Source organism: Dictyobacter halimunensis (genome assembly GCF_036245075.1).
In genome coordinates this window covers 1,349,169-1,368,243 of record NZ_BSRI01000001.1, presented here as the reverse complement: position 1 = coordinate 1,368,243, position 19,075 = coordinate 1,349,169, and the positions used below count along the sequence as shown (strand labels likewise).

Genomic DNA, 19,075 nt, shown 5'->3' with positions numbered 1-19,075 from the left:
GAGCGTTTGAAAGGAAGAGAACGCGCGATGGAAAAAACGAGCTTGCAGTCATTTCATGGCTATTATGATATCAGGACGCGCCCCTACCTGACCTACAGACCAGATCTGGGCTGGTCGGACGTGATCGTCAGACATATTACAACTGAGGAGAGGTCGATAAGCTACCAGTTCTTCTCTCACTTCCATCCCTATGTGGCGGAGCTGGTCAAACGGCTGATTGAAACGGATATTGTAGGCCTACAGGATGCCGACACCGATTACCAGAGAAAGTCTGATGGGAGCTTTGTTACTCTCCCCAATGGCAAGCCCCGGCCAACTCTGTATGATGAGCTATTCACGTCCGATAGATATAACCCCTCGCCAGAAACGGTGCAACAACCCTACCCGGTAAAGGATCTTGACTTTACCTCCAGTGGGGCATACTCGGTCTATAACTGGGAACTGTTCTACCATATCCCGCTCGAAATCGCTATTCACCTGAGCAAAAACCAGCACTTTGAAGATGCACAAAAGTGGTTTCACTACATCTTTGATCCGACCGACAATAGTGATGGGCCTGCCCCAGAGCGTTTCTGGAAGGTCAAGTCGTTTCAGTATAACGATGTCAAGATGATTGAAGATATTCTGGTCAATCTCTCTACGAAAGTTGATCCTCAGCTTTACCAGGATACCATCAATAGCATTGAAGCGTGGAAGAATGCCCCATTTCGTCCCTTTGTGGTGGCGCGTTACCGCCAGACCGCCTTTATGTTTAAGGCGGTGATGGCCTACCTCGATAACTTGATCGCCTGGGGTGATACCCTCTTCCAGCAGGATACAGGCGAAAGTATTAATGAGGCCACACAACTCTATGTGCTCGCGGCCAACATTCTAGGGCCGCGCCCGCAGGAGGTGCCACAAAAAGGAAACGTGTCAGCTCAGACCTATGCCAGCCTGCGCAATGATCTGGATGCCTTTGGCAACGCATTGCGCGAGCTAGAAACCTCTATTCCTTTCGATATCGCGCCTCATCCCAGCTTTGCTACCAGGCAAGAGCAGCTTGACTCGTTGCGTAGCGCTGGCAATGTGCTCTACTTCTGCGTGCCCCGCAACGACAAACTGCTTGGCTACTGGGATATTGTGGCTGATCGTCTTTTCAAGATCCATAACAGCCTTAATTTCCAGGGTATCTTCCGCCAACTGCCTCTCTTCCAACCGCCCATCGATCCTGCTCTGCTGGCCAGAGCTGCGGCTGCCGGACTGGATGTGGGCGCGATTGTCAGCGGATTGAACCAGCCATTGCCATTGGTTCGCTTTAATCTGCTCTTTCAAAAAGCTACTGAAGTTTGCCAGGAGGTCAAATCTCTTGGCAGCAGCCTACTTTCAGCGATAGAAAAAGGGGACAATGAGGCGCTGGCTATTTTGCGCGCACAGCACGAACGGGAGATCCTGGAAATCACCGAAACGGTCAGATATCAGCAGTGGCAAGAGGCCATCAAGAGTCGAGAAGGGCTGGAAAAGTCGCTCGCCAACGCTATTCAACGCTATAGCTATTATGAAATGCAGCTGGGCAAACAGAGTAGTGATATTACCAATGCCATTCCGAGCCTTGATGGGGTTGATACGAATGGCCTGGAGACAATGAATTTTACGCAAAGTGAGCCAGCAGTAGCCACGCGGAACATCACCGTCGATATTGCTCAAGACCTGAGCGAGGCCAGCGGCAAGTTGATTAGTTCGTATGAGTCACGCGAGCTTGATCAACTAAGTAAGGCCCAGGATTTGCAAGATGCCGCTACAGTAATGGATGGTATTAGCGCGGCCCTCAACCTGATCCCGCAGATTAGCGGTGATGTAAAGCCTATAGGCGTCGGGGCTGGCTTTGCCATTGCCGGGCGAGACATTGCCAGGTTGCTCTCAGGATTGGCGGCTGTATTGCGTGGAGCCGCAAGTCATAAAAACTACGAAGCTACCAAAGCCGCAAAAATTGGTTCGTACGATCGCCGGCAACAGGAGTGGGCCTACCAGAGCAACTTGGCGGCGGGCGAGATTACCCAGATCTTCAAACAATTACGCGCAGCACAGATCCGGGAGAGTATTACCCAGCGTGAGTGGCATAACCACCAGAAGCAAATAGCCCATGCCAAAGACATTGAGCAGTTCCTCACGGATGAGAAAGTTGGTAAGGAGACGAATAAAGACTTCTATCTCTGGATGAAACGTGAAGTCAAAGGCTTGTATGGACAGTGCTTCCAGTTTGCCTTCAATGTTGCCAGGAAGGCTGAGCGTGCGCTGCAACACGAACTTGGCGATCCAACCCTGACATTCCTACAGACGGGCTATCTTGCTGGCAAAGAAGGGCTATTGGCGGGAGAACAGCTTTACCAGGATATCAAGCGTATGGAGATGGCCTATCATGATCTCAATCGGCGTGAGTATGAGCTAACGAAAAATGTGAGCCTGCTCCAACTTGATCCTGTTGCGCTGCTCCAACTCCGTGCCACCGGGCGCTGTACCTTTACTTTGCCCGAAGAGCTGTTCGATCTGGATACTCCAGGGCACTACTTCCGCCGCGTCAAAACAGTCTCAGTCAGTATTCCTTGTGTGGTCGGACCTTATACCAGCGTCCCCTGTACCCTGACCCTGTTGAAAAGCTCGATCCGTGTTGTCAGCGACGGGGATTATGCTCGCACAGGGGCCGATGATCCCCGCTTCAGCGACTACTTTAGCAGCCTGGAATCAATTGTGACCAGCACCGGGCAAAACGATAGCGGACTCTTCGAGACGAATCTCCATGATGAGCGCTACCTGCCCTTCGAAGGATCCGGAGCAATCAGCGAATGGCAGCTAGAATTGCCCGCTGATCTGCGCCAGTTTGACTACGAAACCATCGCTGATGTCATTCTGCATGTTCGCTATACTGCGCGCCAGGGTGGAGCTTTACTACGCAAAGCCGCAGTCGCAAACCTCAAGGCTGCTATCGAGAATGCTCAGACAATCGGTTCGATCCGGCTCTTCTCTATCCGGCATGAGTTCCCAAGCGAGTGGGCCAGGTTTAAGAATGCGCAACTGGATGGGGTGACGAAGTTTGCCGAGCTTTCGCTTACCTTGCGAGCGGAACACTATCCCTTTTGGAGTCAGGGCCTCTTGAACGTGGTCAAAGAGATGGACTTTTTCGCACAGGCCGTTAACGCTGTCGGCATCAACGATAAACCTGATGGGAGTGGGAATAAGGATACGCTGGCGTTTGATCACACACTTAATCTTCAGATAGGCAAGTTAACACACATTCCTCTACCAGCCCCTCTTGGCAAATTTACGCTCTACCTGGACAACAACGCGATGAGCGATCTCTGGGTGGCAGTCACCTGGGGCAAGCAGTAACTGACCCATAAGAAATGGCAGAGGAGTGCAATACCCGAGTCTAAAAGAAGTGAAAGTCGAGAGCATTACCTCTTTTGAAATGATTGATTGCTGCGACCTGGCCTGGAATGCCAGGTCGCAGCCCTTGCTTTTGACAGCAACGCGGGTAGATTTTTGATGAAATCATGATGGGGAAACTTTTGCTGGAGATAAAACAAGTCTTGCCCAAAGGTCATAGAAGGCCTATCCTGGTAGAATGAACGTGCCTTTTGTGTTCCTATCGTGGGGTAACTGAATATCGGCCATTAGTCGCTCAAGGTTATCACGCAATACGTATATCATCTCAAAGTCCACGGTGTGTACATTTTTTGAGTCTTTCGTATCTTGTAGAGCAGGGAAAAAGAATGCAAGATCACTCCAGTCAGGGGCTTCCTCGAAGCGTATTTCATTCACAAGGAGATGATTCTTCTATTTCAGATGCTCCCCGTGTAGAATTGTTTGCTCTTGTCTCTTTATCTAGTTTACGAAATTTTTGTATGAAAAGCCTCAATTTATAATAAATAATCAAAACAAGAAGCATCGTAAAAACACGCTTCATCACCAGCTTAGCCTCTTCCTGTAATAGATATCTACTGTTTCTGGATAGCTTACGTTGCTTATACATTACGCCATAATTTCAATTGGTGTGCAAAAAGGTGCATACGAAGGTTGAGATATGCCGATGCCGCCGGGCGTGTACCCGATAGCGTTCACGCTGCCCTTCGGGAATTTCAGATAGTTAAAAGAGGTACTGGTTTGTTCGTTGAACGTACGTTTACACTGAGGGCAAAAGAATGTGGTGTACCCACGAATAACGAGCAGGAAGCCCGCCGCTTCAGCGCGGGGAAGAATGGCCTGCTCCTTTCTGATAGCTATGGTTCATCACGTCACTATGTGCTACTAGTCAAAATGCATTTTACCATGTATATATAAGCGTACAGAGGGAAAATATACTTGTCAATAAGGGTTTATCTGCGTATAATTTAGAAAGCAAGACGTTGCTATCGGCAGAAAGGAGAATCAAAACAGTGTTCGGGAATAGCATCAAAAGTGCTCAATCGTACTCCATGAGCATACATTCCCTGTTCTTGATATGTATACAAAATGATGCTATAATGTATACATGGAAAAAGAAATACGTTTCTCGGTCCGCTTTCCTCCTGAGGTTCTTGATCACATCAAGCATGTTGCTAAAGAGGAAGAGCGGTCTATCAACAGTGAGATTATTTGGATCTTGCGTGAATATCTCAAGGAAAGGCAACAGCATGCTTCTGACCACAAAAATCAGGCTTGACGTTTCCGTGCAAGATGCTGCTACCCTGGAATTCATGCAAGGCAAGTGCCGCGGACTCTATAACTGGTGGGTGATAAAACTCCGCGATGGGAAAAAGTGGAATCTCTACGAAGCGAAAAAGAGTCTCCAACAGAGCAAGGAATATGATCCTGAATTGCTTCAGGTCTATGGCAAACTGTTACATGAAGTCTACTTTCGCCTCGATGGGGCCATGAAAGCGTTCTTTCGGCGCGTCAAGGCAGGAGAAACTCCTGGGTTCCCCAGGGTGCGCCCTCGACATACCTTCTTTACGCTCTGCTATCCTGCTATGTACATCACCATAAAGGAAGGTTGTATTATCCTGCCTACGGGCGGGAAAGGAAAACAGAAGCAGTACCCAAACATCAAGGCCAAGCTCACGGAAGTTCCACCAGAGGACTTCAAAGAGGTGGCGATTAGCCGCGATGCCCGAGGGTACTACTATGCCTCTTTTGTGGCGGAGCAAGCAGAACAGAGCTGTGCCTCTGATCACGTCGTCGCTTTCGATCTGGGCATGAAGACCCTGGCAACGGGGGTGAATGAGCAAGGAGTATTTTACCACGTTGGCGGTTTCAAAGGAGGCCAGTGGTACAACCGTCAACTCGACAAGATTCGTTCCAAACGAGATCGGTGTAAAAAGAAATCACGCCGCTATAAACATCTGAGCAAGGTGTACAAGCGCGTGAGTGAGAAGAAACGACGCAAACAACGTGATAGCTTGCATAAAGCATCACACTATATGAGCCACCGAATGGTTGAGAGAACCGTGGTGGTCGGAGATCTATCCCAGCGACACATGGTGATGAAAGAGCACAAGGAACGCAATAAGCGGCTCAACCGTCTGGTGTTCAATGATTGGGGACTTTCCACCTTTCTTGAGATGCTCACGTATAAATGCCAATTGCATGGGAAGGATCTTCAGTTTGTAGATGAGCGCAACACGTCAAAAATGTGTAGCGGCTGTGGCAATCTCCAAGCCATGCCACTGTGGAAACGGACGTATTGTTGCGGAGAATGTGGACTCGTCATGGACCGTGACGACAATAGCGCGGTGAACATCTTGGCGAGGTTCCTTGCTCGGCGAGAGCCACACACCGAAAGGTGCGGTGTGCTGCATGCGGATCAAAACAGCGTAGAAACTCCGAAGGTTTCCTGTGAGACTCACGTGCAGCAATTGAATCTGTTTGAGCGTGCCTAAACACTTTTGAGGAGATTTAGAAAGGCAGCATCGTAACTATTCAGGATCATTCGTCAGGTTCGTCGGCAGTCTGTAGACGAAGATTCTTTGAGACGCCGCACGAACAGGAGACCTGGATAGTTACAAAACATCACGATGACCAAAGAGAAGATTGCCGAAGATGACCGGTTTCTGAGTGGCTCACTGGCTCTGGATCTGGTCAATACGGAAATGATTGTCCGAAGAAAAAAGCAGGATCTGCTCTCCTCTCCAGATGATCTCGCACAGTGGTGGCAGGCAGCGCTCGTTCATCACCCAAAGCATGAGGATATCGTAGGGGATGGAGCTCCGATGGCCTGGACCGTTGATCTGCTTGAAGAGGTCAAAGAGTTTCGACAGTCATTGCGGTTGTTATGTACTGGTCTCGTTGAAGACCCACCCATTACTTCACCCGATCTTACGATGCTCAATCAAATGCTGGCGCTTGGATATCAGTCGGCCCAGGTAACGCCACAGGGAAAGATTATGGTGGTCTATCACGTGTACGATCAGCAAAAAGGAAGGATTCTGCTGCCGATTGCCTTGTCCGCCTTGCGCTTGCTCACAGAGGGAGAGAGACAGCGATTACACAAATGTAAGAATGACCGCTGTATCTTATTTTTTTATGATACCTCTAAAGGCGGGAGCCGGCAGTGGTGCAGTTTAGGATGTTTGAATCGGGCTCGATCTATCCATCATTATCGCCAACGCTCGATTGGCTCACGTCCACTGTAGGAGTTTTACAGCCTGAGCAAAAAACTTCATGTTCTTAGTTCGCTGGCCTGAACGTTTATAGGAGAGCTCCTTAATCAGGACACTCTACGCTCACATTCCGGTAGCCCTGGATCAGCTGATAAGAACGGAGATTCCGCCATGGGACACCCTTATGCAAAGAAATGAGCTTCTGCGCCAACAACGCCTCAAGAGGAACTGGCGTCTCATCGATATTGCAGAGCAGATAGGCTCTACTGTTGTTACAGTACAACGTTGGGAACGCGGCGTCCAACAACCTGGACTCTATTATCGTGCCAGGCTTTGCGCGCTCTTTAGCCTCAGTGCTGAAGAACTGGGGTTAGCAAAGCCAGATCTTCCATTAGATCTTCATCTGCATCATGGAACGGTGCAACCAGTACCGGTTGCTTCCCCTGAGGATAAATCACTATGGACGGTCCCATATACTCGTAATGCTCATTTTATAGGGCGTGATGATCTCTTCATACGGATCGAGCAGGGATTTGCTTTGCTGGAGGCGCATCCCACGTGTCAGACTCCTTCTGTGCAATCGCTTGCTCTCACCGGATTGAGTGGTATAGGTAAGACGCAGATTGCAATCGAATATGCGTATCGTGTATGTGGACAGGGACAGTCTCCTCATGTGCTTTGGATTAACGCGGCCAATGAAGGGACGATTCTGACCAGTTTTGTGACGATCGCGCATCTTCTCTCCATGGATCTTACGCCCTATGAGCGAAAGCCAGATGCTCTTGTCGCTGATGTTCTTTGCTGCGTGGAGCAGAAGTGCGAACCCTGGTTGATGATTATCGATAACGCGGACAACCTAGAATTGATACAAGCGTATCTACCACATAGCGGCAATGGTCGCCTGTTGTTGACGACACAGGTCACCGCCGTTGGTATGCTGGCTCTGCCGATCGAGGTAGACTGTATGGAGGTGGAAGATGGCATCAGGTTTTTGCTCCACCGAGCCCGGCGCCTGGATACAGCCTCCCCTGACGAGGTAGCTGCGGCACGCCAGATCGTGCTGACCCTTGGACAGTTTCCTCTGGCGCTGGATCAAGCTGGAGCCTACATCGAAGAAACCGGGTGCAGCATAGCGACATATTTACGTCTCTACCAGGATCATCACCAGACCCTGCTCGCACGGCGTGGAAACGCGTTCACCAACCACCCCAATCCAGTTGCGACAACCTGGTCATTTTCGTTTCAATGTCTTGAACAGCGCAACCCCGCCGCTGCGCAGCTCCTGCGTCTTTCTGCTTTTCTCTCTCCACATCCTCTTCCAGAAGAGTTTATCAGGCAAGGAGCAGCATATTGGCCTTCAGCATTACAACAAGCAATCATGGACCCACTCGCGTACAATCAGCTGTTTCAGGATCTGCTTGCGTTTTCTCTCGTGAAACGTCTAAGTTCCAATCGCTTGATCAGTGTGCATCACCTGGTGCAAGTCATGCAAATAGATCAGATGGGTGCAGCTGAGCGTTACGAATGGGCCAAACAAATTATCCGCGCCATGCACACATTGTTTCCACGTGATTCTACTGATATGGTGACCAGATCGCACTGCCTGCGTTACCTGGGGCAGGTCGAGGCATACACCATCCTGATGCAGCAGCAGCATCTCGAGGCCGCCGAAATTCTTGCCTGGGCAAGTTCCCATCTTGCAGCACATGAACTGTATCACATCGCCGAGCCCTTAATGCGAAAAGCATTCTCTATTCGAGAACAACGGGCAGGGTTACTCCATCCAGACACCATTCAATCTTTGAGCGATCTGGCATTTTTGTATACACAACAAGGAAAAGAGAGAGACGTTCGCATGCTCTATGAGCACCTTGTGCGCGCCTGGAAAGGAACAGGAGGTTCCCCACATCGAACCATAGTCGACATGCATATACACATCAACGCCCTCTTTGCGCACACCAATAGCGGATTGACCCAGGAGCACCAGGAAAGATTGACCCGGTTCCTCACCAGTGCTTCCTGGCATGAACCGCAGGCACAGCACAACGTTGAGGTTGAAAGCGATACCATGTGTATCGTGCGTAAATTGAGGGCACAGGGGGTTTCTATTCGCGAAATAGCCCGCCGTGTCGGCATCGCTCGTAACACTGTGCGTAAGTATGTAAGAACCGAATCACCCTCCACGACTGGACGTTCTCCACGTCAGAGTGTCCTTGATCCCTACAAATCACAGATTCGTACCTGGATCGCTGAGGATGGCGCCTGCACCAGGAAGGAATTGTTTATACGCTTAAAGGCGATGGGTTATACTGGCAGCCTTTCAACCCTCAATGCGTTTGTCCATTATATGCAATGCGTAGAGGGCGACACCGTCCATAGTCTTCCCAGAGCCACCTCATCAGCATTTTTACCGTCTTGCAAATAGTCAGTAGCCGACCGATTTATTGCCACCCAGGGTCAGTATAGCTCCTTTGAAGATCGATACGAAGACGACGAATTAACGATCTACCGCGAAAAATTCCTCCATGGCATAATTGCCCCAGCGAGACAGCACATCAAGCACAATTCTGCCATTTTTAGCGGCCAACGACATATTGACAAGGATATTTCTTCCTAGTACATACTATATACATAGTAAAAACTATTTTGCTCTGTATAATTATGGCGGAGAGAAGCTCTGGGGTACTACCTACGCTCATCTCTTCTCTCCGTAGATGAAAGAGGGTGCGTATGCGGCTTCGTCCGCACAAAGATCATGAGCAATCACACGCAACAGACGTGGGCACCAATCGGCTTGAAGCGTTCAGCGATGGGATATTTGCCATCGCTATTACGTTGCTCGCGCTCAACTTGCAGGTGCCCATATTGACCACGATCACTCCACAGGCGTTAACGATGGCCCTGGGGGCCAAATGGCCCACCTATCTGACCTTCATGTTCAGTTTTGTGACGGTGCTTATCGCCTGGGTCTACCATCATCGTTTGCTCCAATGGGCAAAGCACGCGGAAACACTGCTCCTCTTCGCCAATGGAATGCTCTTGCTTTTCATTTCGGCGATTCCCTTCCCGACGGCGCTGCTCGGAGCGTATCTGACCACGTCGGCGGCCTCGGTCGCCAGCGCTATCTACGCGGGCTACATCGGGATTCTGAACTTCACCTACAATTTGCTCTGGTGGGTAGTCGTACGGCAGCATCGTAGAGATCATCCATCGAGTCGTCGTCTTCCCACAAGTATGATCCTTTCATTTCTGGGTTTTCCCTGCTATCTGATCGCGTTCTTGATGGCCTTCTGGAGCCCGGCCGCGGCCCTCGTTATCTGTAGCATCTTATGGATCATATGGACGGTGAAGGCACCTGATATGGATGTAGTTCCACCGAAAGGAGTATGAAAAGGAGACGCAGCATTTTATGGCGGAGCGGATGAAGGCGAAGGTGCGCATGTATCCGGTCGGCCATATTCCAGGTTTGACGGCGCCCGGCGTCGTTGTAAATATCACCCTCGAAGCACTTCGTGATGTATCTCAGGATGCATACGAACTGCCCTATTCAGATAGACAGGAGAAACAGCTATGAGTGCTACTACCTATCGCACAGCCGACGTTAACGGACTCAGGGTTTTCTATCGTGAGGCTGGCGCGCTGACGGCTCCAAAGCTCTTGCTGCTGCATGGTTTCCCCAGCGCGGGGCACATGTTTCGCGATCTGATTCCGCTGCTGGCCGATCGTTTTCACCTCATCGCGCCCGATTTGCCCGGGTTTGGTCAGACCGATATGCCAGCACGGAGCGAGTTCACCTACACTTTTGATAACATCGCCAATGTTATCGACCGCTTTACCGAGGTGGTCGGCTTCGATCGCTTCGCCGTCTACGTCTTCGACTATGGTGCTCCGACGGGATTCCGGCTGGCTGTAAAACACCCTGAGCGCATCACCGCAATCATCTCGCAAAACGGCAATGCGTATGAAGAAGGTCTGAGCGAAGGGTGGAATCCCATTCGGGCCTACTGGCAGGATGCATCGCAGAGCAACCGGGAAGCGTTGCGTCAATTTCTGGCGCCGCAAACGACGCGCTGGCAGTACACCTACGGCGTTTCCGATGAAGCTACAGTATCCCCGGACGGTATTGCACTCGATAACTTCTATCTCGCCCGTCCCGGTGCCGACGACGTGCAGCTAGACCTCTTCGGCGATTACAAGAGCAATGTCGCGCTCTATCCCACCTTCCAGCACTATTTCCGCACCCATCAGCCGCCGCTCCTGGCAGTGTGGGGCAGGAACGATCCCTTCTTCCTGCCAGCAGGAGCTGAAGCCTTCAAACGTGATTTGCCCGATGCCGAGATTCACTTCTTTGACACGGGTCACTTCGCGTTGGAGACCCACGCTGAAGTAATCGCAATGGCGATTCGCAGGTTCCTCGGACGCGAATGATTCAATTTGATACATAATGAGGATTCCAAGAAACAGAGAGGGTATGTCCTTTTTGGGGAAGAAAAAGGAGAAACATTGAATGCGACAAACTGCAACATATGATGCAATTGTGATAGGAACCAGCCAGGGCGACAGATTCCTCCCCATGGCATTGGCAAAGGCAGGCCGAAAAGTCGCGCAGATTGAGCGCGGCCCCATTGGTGGTGTTTGTGTCAACACCGGCTGTACTCCGACAAAAACGATGGTCGCCAGTGCACACCTCGCCTATCAGGCAAGACGTGGGGTCGAATACGGTGTCCATACTGGCTCCATTCTGGTCGATCTGCGGGCTGTTCGCCAACGCAAACAAAGGATCGTCGAGGGCGCGCGCCAGGGTTATGAGAGCCGCCTTACAGCGGTGGATGGTGTAGATCTGCTGAGGGGCGAGGCCCATTTTATCGCTCCCAAGACACTTGAGGTCTCTCTCAATACTGGCGAGACGCAAGCGATCACCGCGCCACTGATTTTTATCGCTACTGGTGTTCGACCAGAGCCACTTGCTATCAATGGCGTCGAGAGCGTTCCCATCCTCAATTCAACCACGCTCATGGAGTTGGACACACTGCCCGAGCACCTTATCATTATCGGTGGCGGTTACATCGGGCTGGAGTTTGGGCAAATGTTTCGCCGCTTTGGCAGCCAGGTCACGATTATTCAGTCCCGTCCACGTTTACTGATGAACGAGGATGAAGATGTCTCTGAGGAAATCACGAACATTATGCGCGAGGAAGGAGTCACCGTCTTGACGGCAACGAGGTCGCAACAGGTTGAGCAGATCGGTGACGGGCGTATCAAGTTGACTGTATCTACACCGGAAGGTGAACAGCAGCTTATCGGCTCGCATCTGCTGGCAGCGACTGGTCGTATCCCCAATACTGAGGATCTTACTCTTGAAGCTGCTGGCATTCAAATGGACGAGCAAGGGTACATCCAGGTCAACGAGCAGCTGGAAACGAACGTTCCTGGCATCTATGCACTGGGTGACGTCAAGGGGGGACCCGCTTTTACGCACATTTCGTACGATGACTTCCGCATTTTGCGCACGAACCTGCTGGAGCATGGTCATGCTAGCACGCGGGACCGCCTTGTTCCCCATACCGTCTTTATTGATCCTCAGCTTGGGCGTGTTGGCCTGAGTGAAATTGAGGCCAGGAGACAGGGGCGCGCTATCCGTGTGGCGAAATTGCCCATGAGCGCTGTGGCTCGTGCGATAGAAATGGGAGAGACGCGGGGTTTCATGAAGGCCGTTGTTGATGCCGAGACGCAACAGATCCTGGGATGCGCCATCCTGGGGACGGAAGGCGGCGAGATTATGACGATCATCCAGGTGGCAATGATGGGCGAGCTGCCCTACACTGCCTTAAAAGAAGGCATCTTCACGCATCCCACGCTGGCGGAAGGGCTCAACGCGCTCTTTATGACGCTCGATTCTTAAAGGGACGTTGATTGTTGTTTATCTTCGTTGCTGGCTTGCCAGCAATGAGGAGATACCTTGATTTTTGCCATGAAAGAGGGGAAGCTCTATGTAACAGAGGTGCCATGAAAGTACGGAGGGCGTGCGCCAGTCATAAAGAAGAAAGGGGGAAGGCATGCAAAAGCCTTCCTGGTGGCGAAGACTCCACTGGTCCGAATACGCTTCAGAACTGATGGGAACCGCGTGGCTCGTCTTCATCGCGTTAAGTGCTGCCACCTTCAATTTTGGCTTAGGTTCCCCGCTCGCCATCCTACTTCCCAATCGCAGTGTGCGTTGGCTGATGACAGGGCTGATGCTCGCGGCGAGCGGGCCGCTCGTCGCCATCTCGCCTCCTGGCAAACGAAGTGGTGCTCACCTTAACCCTGCGGTCTCGCTGGCGTTCTGACTGCAAGGAAAGATGCACCAACACGATTTGGTCTGCTATATAGCGAGCCAGTTGCTCGGCGTGGTGTTTGGGGCGCGACTAGCTGTGCTCGTCTGGGGACAGCGGGCGGCAAGTGTTCACAATGGTGTCACCGTCCCAGGGGTCGGCTATTCTATCTGGAGTGTTTTTCTGACCGAGATGGGATGTACCTACCTGTTGATTCTGGCGATTTTTCTCTTTGTCAGTAGCTGCCGCCTGATGCACTGGACCCCCTTGATGACCTGGATGCTGGTGGCGCTTATCTACTGGCAGGTCGCACCTATCTCTGGCTCCAGCCTCAATCCAGCGCGCAGCTTTGGACCTGCATTAGTCTCCTGGTTCTGGCATGCTCAATGGGTCTATGTTCTGGCTTCTCCCTGCGGGGCGTTGCTTGCCGTTGTTCTCTTTCGCTTGCTGATTCTGGCGGGCATCAACGATGTGCTGACTGCCAAGATGTTCCACGCTCCCCGCTATCGGTGTATCTTCCAGCAGGTCAAAGCGACACAAATAAATACGGATCCGGATGGTCCACTCATTGTAAGCCGTAATAGAACGAGAGTACCAGGATAGCATGAACACTGAAGTCAGTCCCTGAAAGTAGCTTTTCAATAGATGCATGTATCTAACGATACCTAGAGACCCGGTCGAGAAATCACGCAGAGAGATTGCCTACAAAGAGATTCTGTGGATTGACTGAATTCATTGCCAAAATGGATTTTATGCGTCAGTGCCTCAGTTTGGCTGATATATGTCAGAAAGCAGGTTAATGCTGTGTATCTCTCCATCCAGTCTTTCCCCTTTTTCTATTCATGTGAGCATGGAATGTTGCTTCAGCAACAAGGGCCCCCTTGTTGCTGAAGCAACCGCATCATTTCACCAGATCCACCCATGAGAGAGGGGAACTGCAGACGTTCCTGTTCTTAATCCAACTCGACGACTGGCAGGCCGTGGACGCCGAGAATGGTGGAGATTTCGCTGCCGTGATGGATGTCATGTTCGAGCACCCCCCAGATGATCTGCTGGCACGAAACTGCGGGTCTCACTTCTCCAGAACGAGCCGTCGCATCCAACCACATCTGGGCGAATGGCTGAAGCGCGGGCTCGACCAGTTGCGCGTGACGCACCCGTTCCGCCTGATCCAGAGGCGGGAAGACCCCGAAAAGATCAGCAGGGGTCAGGCGAGCAAGCGTCTCCTGGATCATCTGCCAGGTCTTCTCCAGTCCGGCAACCAGTTCTGCCGCCGGGTGAAGTGGATCAACGTCCGCCTCACAGACTCCCAGAGCCCATAATTCGAGGGGAGTCAGATCGTCGCCCCCCTCACCCATCCGTGCGTGGAACCACCAGGCGCGATTAGCAACAATATGCGTCACATACATGCCAATCGACCAGTGTCGCGGCGTGAGGCGCAAGGCAAGTTGCTCTCTAGTAAGGGGCGCGATGGCCGCGACAAGACGCTGCTGGTAGATACCCCAACCTGCATAGAAGGGGAAGAGTGAAAGCTGATGTTCTGTCATGATAGGTATTCCTTGCTTGTTTCTGAGAGAAAAAACAACACGATCGTATCACACACGCAAGGAAACGATGGGAGAGACAAGAGGGAGAAGAGAGAGCAGGTCATCGCTTGCACTGCTGACTCGAACATGCGATACCGCGATAGGGGAAACGTTGGCATCCATCTGCCAATGGTGTGGCCTATCAGGGAACATTGGCGATGCGTTCGCCGCAGTTCCAGGCCTGACACCTCTTTGCCGCATGCTTCTCCATATCTCTCTCGCACCATCTCGCTGCTTGCGTTATCACTATTCGCCGTCTCGCGCAGGCACGGTCTGTGGGGCGTCGAGCAGGAATCAGGCGCAAAACAGCTGAGCGCTCATGCCTGATGAGAGACACGCGATAGATGGAAGCAAGAATGGTTGCCTCTGTTTCACTGTGCGAACAGGAAACAGGATGGAGTTAGCAGCGCACTGGCATAGATGTCAAAACCTCCCCAAAGAAACGAGTGAATACTTCACTACTATACAGGCAGAGCGATGATCCTGTCAAGGATGGGTTGGCGAATGCACAAAGGAGCTATGAGCTAGCTCTTGACAACAGACACACAGGTGTTTACTATAGGTACCTGTATATAGCAAGAGAATTTGGGTAGCTCACATATGTTTTCGTGAGGGCACTGCAATGGTGGGATTAGCACCAGGTGCTCACAACCCACCGAACCGCGATGAACCGACGATACGATACGCACGAAGATCGCCTCTTGATCCTCTTCCGGAAGCGGCAGAGGCCAGATGGGTGGATCATGGCCTCGTGTGAAGCAAAAGCTGGACCTGGAAAACCTGTGAAGCATAAAGGCAGGCACCGATGAACACCGCACACCGCATCCGAATGAACCCCACCCCTGAGCAGGTGGAGTATTTGAAACGTGCCTGTGGCACCAGGCGGTTTGTCTACAACTGGGGCCGCGAACAGTGGGAGAAGCAATATCAGGCCTACAAACGGGAGCAGGAGACGACGCCCCAAGCGCAGCGTGTGCTCAAAGCACCCAATGCCTTCGCCCTCAAGAAGCAGTTCAATGCCATGCGGCATGACGCCTATCCCTGGACCGGTGAGGTCACCAAATGCGTGGTGGAAGGGGCCTTCGATGACCTGAAGAACGCCTATGCGAACTTCTTTGCGGGTCGGGCGGCCTATCCTCGCTTCAAGAAGAAGGGGAAATCACGCGAATCCTTTTATCTCTCCAACGACAAATGCACCGTTGGCAGTCACTGGATCTCGATCCCAGGGTTGGGGCGCTTCATCCTGGACCAACGCCACACCACAAAGGATCGAGGCAAGCTTCTGCGCTCCCTGGGGACGGTCAATTTGGCAGAAAAGCTGCGCTTTGTCGAAGCGGGGAAGGCCACCACGCCGACGAACAAGCGCACCCGACGCAAACAGGTCCACTGTGCATCCCGCAAGATCCTGGGGGCAACCGTCTCCTGTGAAGCCGGTCAGTGGTATGTGTCCATCCAGCTTGAGATCCAGAAAGAGCGCCCTCCTACGCCCGTGCCCGTCGTGGGGGTCGATGTGGGCCTCACGCACGCTGCGGTGGTTTCCGATGGGAGGCGGCTCCAGAACCACAGGCCGTTAGCATCCCATCTCAAGAAACTCGGCAAGCTGCAACGTCGGCTCTCCAAGAAACAAAAGACGAAAGACCCAAAAACGAGGCGAACCGTGTTCAGCAAGAACTATGAGAAGCAGCGGCGCAAAGTGGCCCGTGAGCACCAGAAGATCGCGAACATCCGCCGGGATGTGCAACACAAGTTCACCACCGAACTGGCACGAACCTGTGGAGCGATCGGCATTGAAGATCTCAATGTGGTGGGGATGATGGCCAACCGGAAGCTGTCGCGTGCCGTGGCAGATGCGGCCATGGGACAACTCTTGCAGTTCTTGCAGACGAAAGTGGCCGACGCGGGAGGAGATGTGTTCATCGCCTCGCGCTGGTTTCCCTCAACCAAACGCTGTTCCTGTTGTGGGCATGTCAAGAAGCGCATGCCCCTCAAGCACCGCATCTATGTGTGCCAGGTCTGTGAGCTCGTGATCGATCGCGATAGGAACGCGGCGTACAACCTGGCCTGGTTCGCGACCGACATGCTTCGCCAGCTTCATGCCTAAAGTTGGCCGTCCTGGGTAGTGGCTACGACCGGACGTAAAAGCGCCTGTGGAGCCGATGTGAGCCCGAAACGAGGGGGCTGATCCAAAGGTCCTCGTGCCATGGCAACTGGCGATGAAGCAGGAACAACTGACCGCTCAGGCGTGTCTTGCACACGTTTGCGTATGAGAAAGGTAGCAGGAAGATTGACAGAACAGGCTGGGGGTGGTTTGCTCAAGCAAAAAGATCAACGCTGACCTGGAGCGACAAGGAGTGCGTCTGAAGGAACTTCACATCGATCGCGCGTATTTGAGTAGCCATCTGCTGCGCGAGCTCAATGATGATCTGAGGGTCTATTGTAAAGCCTGGCCCGTCAGCTCTGGCAAACGCTTTCACAAACAGGCGTTTACCCTCGATCGGGACCGGCAGACCATTCGGTGCCCCGCCGAGCAAGAAGTGCCTTTTATGCCTGGTGGAGTGGTGCATTTTCCCAAAGAGACGTGCTCGCAGTGTCCCCTGAAAGCCCAATGCACCACCAGCGCGAAAGGACACAGCGTCAGCATTCACCCTGATGAAGCCCTCCTCATCGAATGGCGCGAGCTTCAACAGACACCACAAGGATGTGCCCAGTTGCGTGAACGGGTCGCGGTGGAACATAGCTTGGCTCATGTTGGGCGATGGCAAGGCCAACGCGCACGCTATCGCGGTGTGCGCAAAAATTTGTTCGATCTGCGTCGCTGTGCGGTCGTTCACCATTTACATGTGCTGGCTCGTTCCCAGCAAAAAGCTGCTGAGGTTCAGGAGGCGGCGTGATTTCTCGACCGGTTCTCTAGAAAGCGTAGTTCGGATGCATACGATTTTCTCCATTTTTGTAGCTCTACAAAAGCGGGCAGCCTCACCTGGTTATGTTTCCAGCTTACAGGCAGGTGGGCTCTTTCCTGTTGACAATGCAAAACGTTTTGTGTTACCTCTTTCAGTAATTGGTAGGAATATTCATATATGTCGTTCCATGCCTTTTACGCTGGGGGTGCCAAAAAGTTCTATAAATGTAGATAGAGGAGGCTGGGATAAGCGACCAACCTCCGCTTTGATCGTCGTTGCATAGTGGAACGCGGCCCCCGTTATCGTGGAAGAACATGTGCCAACTATATTCGATGTGGCTTGGCGCGCGGACACAAGCATCACAACGGTTTCGCGTGCGCTCAGCGGAAAGCGACCTGTCTCGGAGGGAACGCGTCGAGGAGCATGGGAAAGCCTCTGAGATTGCTTGTAGGATTTGGTTTGATGAGTCTCATTGTTAATTCCAGGAAAGAGAGCCTCGTATGAATGAAATCACTCGTCTGTTACAGCAACTCGTTGCTATCGATTCTATCAACCCCAGTCTGGTGGCAGGAGGGGCTGGCGAACGGGAAATTGCCCGCTTCGTAGCAAACTGGCTGGAACAAGCAGGGGTGGACGTTACTCTGGATGAGCCGATACCAGGACGTCCCAATGTTATTGGCATTGTGCATGGAACTGGAGGGGGACATTCCCTTCTGCTCAACGGACATATGGATACCGTTGGTACTGCTGGGATGGATCGACCACACGAGCCTGTTGTAGCAGGGGAACGTTTGTACGGACGAGGATCCTATGACATGAAGGGTGGACTGGCAGCAATCATGATCGCCGCTGCCAGGGCAACGAAGCTCTCATTGCGTGGCGATGTGATTCTCACCGCCGTGGTTGATGAAGAATTTGCAAGCCTGGGAACGCAGGCCATTGTGAAGCAATGGCACGCTGATGCTGCTATTGTGACCGAACCGACCGCATTGCGCCTCTGTGTGGCACATAAAGGGTTTATGTGGGTAGAAATCACTACCCAGGGAAAAGCTGCTCATGGATCTCGCCCTGAGTTGGGGTGTGATGCGATTGCCAAGATGGGCCAGGTGTTGGTGGGCCTGGAGCGCCTTGATCACTCGTTGCGAACTGTCCCCTCACATCCGTTGCTTGGGAGCGGTTCTCTTCATGCCTCGCTCATTGAAGGCGGGCAAGAGCTCTCCAGTTATCCTGAACGCTGCATCCTTCAAGTCGAACGCCGAACAATTCCGGGTGAAACTCCAGAGCACGTCGAGGCGGAGATACGACAACTGATTGAGGAGATCGGGCGCGCTGACCCAACGTTTCTCGCTTCAGCCAAAATAACGACCGTTCGAGCGCCCTTCGAGATTGCTGAAAACACCCATATTGTGCGCATGCTCTCTCACCAGGTTGAGGCACTCCTTGGTTCTGCTCCTGACATTGTTGGTGAAGCATGGTGGACAGATGCAGCACTGCTCGCCGCATCTGGCATCCCAACGGTTTTGTTTGGCCCGGGAGGAGCAGGTGCTCACGCCGTCATTGAGTGGGCAGATCTAGAGCAAGTGCAACAGTGTAGTGATATTCTGCTGGCAACCATACAACGTTTTTGTGCCTGAGGACGAATGCTGGACTGAACAGAATATCGTGGT

Annotated in this window: 13 protein-coding genes and 2 pseudogenes; 14 read left to right on the top strand and 1 reads right to left on the bottom strand. The window is 52.2% G+C overall.

The window, feature by feature from the left end; translation table 11 throughout:
• Positions 1–27 precede the first annotated feature (27 nt).
• The 10 genes and pseudogenes from AABA21_RS05540 to AABA21_RS05500 all read left to right on the top strand — a co-directional run bounded on the left by AABA21_RS05540 (position 28) and on the right by AABA21_RS05500 (position 13,525).
• A complete protein-coding gene (locus tag AABA21_RS05540; protein WP_338247998.1) occupies positions 28–3,363 on the top strand; it encodes a Tc toxin subunit A-related protein in 3,336 nt (1,111 codons plus the stop codon).
• A gap of 1,141 nt (positions 3,364–4,504) precedes the next feature.
• Positions 4,505–4,675: an Arc family DNA-binding protein gene (locus AABA21_RS39265; protein ID WP_420917096.1), complete on the top strand. Its 171-nt coding sequence runs from the start codon at positions 4,505–4,507 to the stop codon at positions 4,673–4,675.
• On the top strand, positions 4,647–5,891 hold the full coding sequence (locus AABA21_RS05535) for an RNA-guided endonuclease InsQ/TnpB family protein (protein WP_338247997.1): 1,245 nt from the start codon (positions 4,647–4,649) through the stop codon (positions 5,889–5,891). The genes AABA21_RS39265 and AABA21_RS05535 overlap by 29 nt, the downstream gene beginning before the upstream one ends.
• A 135-nt stretch (positions 5,892–6,026) precedes the next feature.
• Positions 6,027–6,644: a CGNR zinc finger domain-containing protein gene (locus AABA21_RS05530; protein WP_338247996.1), complete on the top strand. Its 618-nt coding sequence runs from the start codon at positions 6,027–6,029 to the stop codon at positions 6,642–6,644.
• Positions 6,645–6,795: 151 nt separating this feature from the next.
• Positions 6,796–9,036, top strand: coding sequence for a helix-turn-helix domain-containing protein (locus tag AABA21_RS05525; protein ID WP_338247995.1), 2,241 nt, complete (start codon positions 6,796–6,798; stop codon positions 9,034–9,036).
• 305 nt (positions 9,037–9,341) lie between these two features.
• Positions 9,342–10,001 carry a TMEM175 family protein gene (locus AABA21_RS05520; protein WP_338247994.1) on the top strand — a complete coding sequence of 220 codons (660 nt, stop codon included), beginning with the start codon at positions 9,342–9,344 and terminating at the stop codon, positions 9,999–10,001.
• Positions 10,002–10,020: 19 nt separating this feature from the next.
• Positions 10,021–10,185: a hypothetical protein gene (locus AABA21_RS05515; protein ID WP_338247993.1), complete on the top strand. Its 165-nt coding sequence runs from the start codon at positions 10,021–10,023 to the stop codon at positions 10,183–10,185.
• Positions 10,182–11,039, top strand: a complete 858-nt coding sequence (locus AABA21_RS05510) for an alpha/beta fold hydrolase (RefSeq protein ID WP_338247992.1) — start codon at positions 10,182–10,184, stop codon at positions 11,037–11,039. Before AABA21_RS05515 ends, AABA21_RS05510 begins: the two co-directional genes overlap by 4 nt.
• 79 nt (positions 11,040–11,118) lie before the next feature.
• Positions 11,119–12,513, top strand: a complete 1,395-nt coding sequence (locus AABA21_RS05505; RefSeq protein WP_338247991.1) for a mercuric reductase — start codon at positions 11,119–11,121, stop codon at positions 12,511–12,513.
• Between the two features lie 154 nt (positions 12,514–12,667).
• Positions 12,668–13,525 (top strand): annotated as a pseudogene (locus tag AABA21_RS05500) (MIP/aquaporin family protein).
• A 350-nt stretch (positions 13,526–13,875) separates the two neighbouring features.
• Here AABA21_RS05500 and AABA21_RS05495 read toward each other — a convergent pair.
• Positions 13,876–14,469 (bottom strand): DinB family protein, encoded by a 594-nt coding sequence (locus AABA21_RS05495; RefSeq protein WP_338247990.1) that lies wholly within the window; start codon positions 14,467–14,469, stop codon positions 13,876–13,878.
• An 844-nt stretch (positions 14,470–15,313) separates the two neighbouring features.
• Here AABA21_RS05495 and AABA21_RS05490 point away from each other — a divergent pair.
• The 4 genes and pseudogenes from AABA21_RS05490 (at position 15,314) to AABA21_RS05480 (ending at position 19,042) form a co-directional block, all read left to right on the top strand.
• Complete coding sequence (locus tag AABA21_RS05490; protein WP_338247989.1) at positions 15,314–16,609, top strand: RNA-guided endonuclease InsQ/TnpB family protein; 1,296 nt, start codon at positions 15,314–15,316, stop codon at positions 16,607–16,609.
• Positions 16,610–16,823: 214 nt separating this feature from the next.
• Positions 16,824–17,399, top strand: a pseudogene (locus tag AABA21_RS05485) (transposase); the annotation flags it as partial.
• A gap of 313 nt (positions 17,400–17,712) precedes the next feature.
• Positions 17,713–17,847, top strand: coding sequence for a LacI family DNA-binding transcriptional regulator (locus AABA21_RS39260; RefSeq protein WP_420917095.1), 135 nt, complete (start codon positions 17,713–17,715; stop codon positions 17,845–17,847).
• Positions 17,848–17,908: 61 nt separating this feature from the next.
• On the top strand, positions 17,909–19,042 hold the full coding sequence (locus AABA21_RS05480; protein ID WP_338247988.1) for an ArgE/DapE family deacylase: 1,134 nt from the start codon (positions 17,909–17,911) through the stop codon (positions 19,040–19,042).
• The last annotated feature ends 33 nt before the right edge of the window (positions 19,043–19,075 follow it).

What these genes read in the sequence shown, in the direction of transcription:
- AABA21_RS05540 (WP_338247998.1), top strand. Translation starts at nt 28, where the DNA reads ATGGAAAAAACGAGCTTGCAGTCATTTCATGGCTATTATGATATCAGG.
- AABA21_RS39265 (WP_420917096.1), top strand. Translation starts at nt 4,505, where the DNA reads ATGGAAAAAGAAATACGTTTCTCGGTCCGCTTTCCTCCTGAGGTTCTT.
- AABA21_RS05535 (WP_338247997.1), top strand. Translation starts at nt 4,647, where the DNA reads ATGCTTCTGACCACAAAAATCAGGCTTGACGTTTCCGTGCAAGATGCT.
- AABA21_RS05530 (WP_338247996.1), top strand. Translation starts at nt 6,027, where the DNA reads ATGACCAAAGAGAAGATTGCCGAAGATGACCGGTTTCTGAGTGGCTCA.
- AABA21_RS05525 (WP_338247995.1), top strand. Translation starts at nt 6,796, where the DNA reads ATGCAAAGAAATGAGCTTCTGCGCCAACAACGCCTCAAGAGGAACTGG.
- AABA21_RS05520 (WP_338247994.1), top strand. Translation starts at nt 9,342, where the DNA reads ATGCGGCTTCGTCCGCACAAAGATCATGAGCAATCACACGCAACAGAC.
- AABA21_RS05515 (WP_338247993.1), top strand. Translation starts at nt 10,021, where the DNA reads ATGGCGGAGCGGATGAAGGCGAAGGTGCGCATGTATCCGGTCGGCCAT.
- AABA21_RS05510 (WP_338247992.1), top strand. Translation starts at nt 10,182, where the DNA reads ATGAGTGCTACTACCTATCGCACAGCCGACGTTAACGGACTCAGGGTT.
- AABA21_RS05505 (WP_338247991.1), top strand. Translation starts at nt 11,119, where the DNA reads ATGCGACAAACTGCAACATATGATGCAATTGTGATAGGAACCAGCCAG.
- AABA21_RS05495 (WP_338247990.1), bottom strand. Translation starts at nt 14,469, where the DNA reads ATGACAGAACATCAGCTTTCACTCTTCCCCTTCTATGCAGGTTGGGGT.
- AABA21_RS05490 (WP_338247989.1), top strand. Translation starts at nt 15,314, where the DNA reads ATGAACACCGCACACCGCATCCGAATGAACCCCACCCCTGAGCAGGTG.
- AABA21_RS05480 (WP_338247988.1), top strand. Translation starts at nt 17,909, where the DNA reads ATGAATGAAATCACTCGTCTGTTACAGCAACTCGTTGCTATCGATTCT.